Annotated in this window: 3 protein-coding genes; all 3 read right to left on the bottom strand. The window is 59.8% G+C overall.

What is annotated here, in order from left to right; genetic code table 11:
* A partial coding sequence (locus V6M61_RS19695) for an ESPR-type extended signal peptide-containing protein (RefSeq protein ID WP_332778301.1) occupies positions 1–978 on the bottom strand: 978 nt, incomplete at its 3' end.
* A complete protein-coding gene (locus V6M61_RS19690) occupies positions 975–1,577 on the bottom strand; it encodes a hypothetical protein (protein ID WP_332778300.1) in 603 nt (200 codons plus the stop codon). The genes V6M61_RS19690 and V6M61_RS19695, both read right to left, overlap by 4 nt.
* The coding region (locus V6M61_RS19685) for a hemagglutinin repeat-containing protein (protein ID WP_332778299.1) at positions 1,574–4,779 on the bottom strand (3,206 nt) is incomplete at its 5' end. The genes V6M61_RS19685 and V6M61_RS19690, both read right to left, overlap by 4 nt.

The raw sequence follows: 4,779 nt of genomic DNA, 5'->3' as shown, positions 1-4,779 counted from the left end.
GGTAACGTACAGGCCGGCCATGCGGTCCAGTCCGGTGTAGTCGTAAACCCCCGCGCCGGCGCTGCTGCGGGCGCTTTGAGTGGTGCTGACCACATTCAGGTCGCGCCCGGCCGTGGCCAGCAGACTGGTGTTGGCCGAGATGGTTCCGCCCAGGTTGTTCAAGTCGTTCCTGGCGGCCACCGAGACCGCATCACCCTGGATGCGCCCGGCCAGGTTGTGCACGTTGTTGGCGTTGAGGGCGACGATGGCGCGGCCGGCCACCGTGCCTTGCACGGCTGCCTGTATCGTGCCGCTGTTGGTCAAGTCGCCCGTCAAGTTGATGTTGACGCTCTGGCCGGCCAGCAGGCTGCCGTCGGCCTTGAGGTCGCCGGGCTTGACGGCGACATAGACTTGCGGCACCAGCACTTTCTGCACGCTGCCCGGCTTGCCATCCACGCCTGCCAGGCTCACTTCGCGCTCGACCAGCCAGACGATGTCGCTTGTCAGCTGGGCCATTTGCTCGGCGCTTAGCGCGATGCCGGGGCGCAAGCTCCATTGCTGCGCCACGGTGACACCGCTGTCGATCAGGCCGCGGTACTGGGCTTCGTCGCTGGCAAACCCCTCCAGGAAGCGCTGGCCGGTCAGCTGCGCCACCTGCTCGTTGATCAGGCGCTGCTCGTAAAAGCCATCGCCCAGCCGCTTTTGCAGGGTGGCCGGGTCGATTCGCAGGGCGCTGAGCATGTAGTCGCTGCTCAGCCAGGCCTTGTAGCTGGATTGTTGCGCTATTAAATCAATAGCTGTCTGCGCCCATTCTGCTTGGGCAGGTGGCACTTTTGATGCATAAGGCGCACGGATTGGGCACGCACGATGGCTGCTTCGGCATGGGCTTTGCGTTGCGCCGGATGCGCCGCCCTTGCTGCTGCTGCGGGCGGTTTCGGCCACCGCCATGAGGCAGCCTCGGGAGTGGTTGAGTACGAGGTGGTGAGTTTGACGGTTCATGACACCAAGGTGTACTTGATGCCAGTCACTCCGGCTTTTTCAAAGTCGTTTTTCAACGCCTCTGAAATCACGATGGCACTGGTGTATTCCCAAGGCCGAAAGAACTCGTGACCCTTCGCCTTGTCGGCGAAAATGTGCAGCGGGTAAACCTTGGACAGCATGCCTTTCTGCCTGGGCGCCAGACCGCCGTAGCGCATGGTGACCCGCATGTCGTCTTCCTGATAGAACTCGTGTTCCAGTGCTCGGCTTACGTCTACCAAGCCCTTGGGCGCATCTAGCGTGAAGACCACTTCATAGCCGTGTTCGCCAGCAGGTTCAAGTGTGACGGGAAAGCGCTGTATGCGGCCTTGGTGCTTCTCGATCAGATCGGCTACGTGAGTTCGCAGAACAAGAAAATTAAAGTATCCAAAACTGAAATCTAACGCCCGTCCGGGGTATTGGGTATCTACTGGCACACGGGCGATCTGTCTTCCGTCGTATGGTCCAACTTTAGGCAAAAGATTCGCGTCGAGCTTATCGCCCGTATTGTCCTCTGGCTCATCGAGGTGCCAGCGGTCAGCATATTCTTCGTATCCATAGCTAAGTTCAAAGTAATTCATTTCTTCGTCACCAGCTTGTTGAGAACGCTGCCAGGCTGAGCAATCTCCTCTCCGATTTTCTTGAGTTCATTTTGAAAAGCTTGTTTAAATGCATCTCCGGAAAGATTCTCCGTCTTCTCGGATAAACGCTGAAAAACTGTCTGATGGTAAGAGGCCGGATGTGGGCCTTGGTGCCCCACAACAAGCACTTTATTTAGTTCGTCCTGCATGGATACTCCGGCTTTATCGAAAATTTTCTTGAATTCAGGCGTCCACGGCCCACCAGTCGCAGCCGACACGCAGTTCTTGTCAGTACAGATATGGTGAATCTGTCCGGAGGCCTTGACCTCCGCCACCGCTACTTTAGCCGCATCCTCGGCTTTAACGCCCGCCTTGATGAGATCGCCAGTTTTACCAACAGCCTTGCCTGCACCAGGAATGATGTCCAGCATTGAGGTTGGAAACAGCACTTGGTTGGCCGCATAGATAGCCCCCAGCACCGCGATCTCACCCTCACTCAAGCCCCCCCGCGCCGCCGCATCGTCCAGGAACTTGGCAATGTCCTTTTGCTTGTCCACCAGCGGCTTGATCTCGATCTTCTCCAGCAGTTCGGCGGCCTTTTCCAGCCCTTCCTTGCCCTTCTTGCCGATGTAGTCCTTGGCATCGTTGATGGCCGCCTTCACCGCGTTCTTGACGTTGGAGTTGTTCTCCATCTCGATCAAGGCCGCCGTGTTGGCCGCAGCCGCTTGGCCGCTGGCAGCGGCCACACCTGTGACCAGCGTGGCCACCAGGTTCTTTCTGGCTTCCTTTTGCTCGTTGCTCAGGGTCTCGGCCGTGCCTTCGAGCAGGCTGGAAACCACGGTGGCAGAGGCCGCGCCCAAAGCCGCCGTGCCGCAACTGCTGGCCTGTGCCGCCGCACCCAGGCAGGCGTTGATGGCGTGCAGCGCCGTATGTGCGACGCTTCCTTCCGCGATGCCCAGGTCATCGGCCAGTTGCTTGATGCCTTCGGCCGCCTTGCTCTGCACCAGGTTCACGACGGCGCTTTGAACAAACTGGCTGCCACCGGCGCTGACGTTGCCTGCCGCCGCTGCAGCAATGGCCGTCATGACCTGACGATAAGTGCCGGCTGCTCCCCACTTGCTTTCGATGTCCGCGGCCTCAACGCGCGCAACGATGGCTTGTGCTTTTAGCTCTGTGGCCTCCTGCAGCAGCCGGGTACGGTCTGGCCCATCTGACAGGCCCTGGGCCTGTGCGGCTTTGTCATCGGCCTGGCGGTCTTTGTCTTTCGCCTCGCTGGCCTTGATGTCGGCCTCTTTGGCGCGGTTGACCAGAAAGGTGCCAACTTCCTGCATCAGCGCCTGCGTGATCGCAAATCCGGCCTTGATCTCCTGCTCATTGAAGATCGGCTTCAAGGCGTTGGAAGTGTCTTTGTCCGTGGTCACATCCCGGTTGATGCTGGCCACCGTGGTGGCTGCATCCTTGCCCGTACTGGCCTTTTGCGCATCTTCATCCGTGATCAGGATGCTGGCCTGGCTGATACCGCTTTGCGTGGTGCTGCTGGCGTTGCCTTTGGCGTTCAGGGCCACAGGCGGCGTGGCGTTGAAACCGTTGTAGCCGTCTTGTACCGGCTTGCCGTCTTTCATCACGGTGTTGCCGTTTTTGTCCTTTTGCTCGCCGCTGTAGCTGATGCCAATGTTGACGCTCTGGCCGCTGTACTCTGCTTTGTTTTCAATGGCGATGCTGGTAAGGCTGCCTGTAATAAGGCTGTTTTTGTTGTTGCTTGCGGCTTTGTCGGTGCTGGCGATCACCGCGCCCTTCAGATCGGTTTTGCCTTTGACCACGATGTCAAAGCCACCGTCCCCGGCTTTGATGCCGGACTGCTGGGTAACGCTGCTGAAGGTGCTGTTGATGTCAGTCTTGCCGACGTTGGCACCGATGCTGAAGGCGCCGGCGCCAATGGGGATGCCGATGCTGCCGCCCGCGCTGCGCTCTTTGGCGTTGTAGGTGCTGTTGTCTTGCAGGCTTTCGATGTTGAGGTTGCCGCCTACATCGGCAATAACGGTCTTGCCTGCGGCGACTGCGCCTTTGATATTGGTATCGCCGCCACTTTGGATGCTCAGGGTGTTTCCGGCCTCGACCCGTGCGTTGGTGTAGGTCACGTCCGAGCCGTCGCTGTTGCCGCGGCCTTTGCTGGCGCTGGCAGTGACGCTCAGGCCGCTGGTGCCCACACTCACGCCTATGCTGCCCGAACTGCTGCTGTTTGTGCTGTTCTGGCTGCTGGTGTTTTTGGCGGCAAGGAGGTTGACCTGGTTGTCAGCGGCAAGCGTGACGTTGCCATCAGCCTTGACGGTGCTGCCCTGGATCAGAATGTTGGAGTCTTTACCGCCATCCGTGGCGGTGATGTTGACGTTGCCCCCAGCGGCCACGGTGCTGCCCTGGGCGGTGCTGCTACTGGAGGCCGTGTTGCTCTGGCTCTTGCTGCTTCCCAGGCTGATGCTCAGATTTACGCCACCGGCTTGAGCAGGATTTTTGGCAATGGCGTCGTAGGCGTTCTTGGCTGCGAGTGCGCCCGTGGCAACGGCCAGCGCTTGCGCGCGGCCGTCGCTGGTTTGGCCAGCGGCTTTGGCCACGCCCTGGATGGTTTGGGCGGCACTGATGACGGGGCTGCTGAGGGCCAGCGTCAATCCACTTTGCTTGAATTTCTGCTCGGTTTGGCTGCTGCTGGTGTTCTGGGCCTCGGTGATTTTGATGTTTTTGGCCAATACGTTGACATCACCGCCTGGGGTCACTACATCGCTACCCTTCTGGCTGTACTGGTTGCCGGCTACCAGGGTGACGTTGCCGCCTATGCTGGCGACGGTGCTGGCTGCCGCTGTTGTACTTTGGTTTTGCTGCTCCAGGCTTTGCTGCTGCTTGCCGTAGCTGACACTCATGCCGTCGCCCAGGGACAGGCCGCTACTTTTGGTTTCCTTGAAGCTGCTTTTGCTGCTGCTGTTTTGCGCGGCCTCGATGGTGATGTTGTTGCCGGCCAGCAAGGTGGTTTGCTGGTCGCTGATGACGCTGGAGCCTTGGACACTGAGGTCTTTGCCGGACGCTACCGTGACGCTGCGCCCGCCCAGCTGGCTGCCCACGGCCTGGGTGAAGGCATCGCTGTTGCGCAGCTCGGTGCTGGCAGACGACAGGAAGCCGCCGCCTTCGGCATAGGAGGCGGTGGCCAGGCTTT

Origin of the sequence: Polaromonas sp., from assembly GCF_036676035.1 — a bacterium.
Lineage (GTDB): Bacteria > Pseudomonadota > Gammaproteobacteria > Burkholderiales > Burkholderiaceae_C > Polaromonas.
Note: the sequence above shows the minus strand (reverse complement) of the source record. Positions and strands in the feature narration are given on the sequence as shown.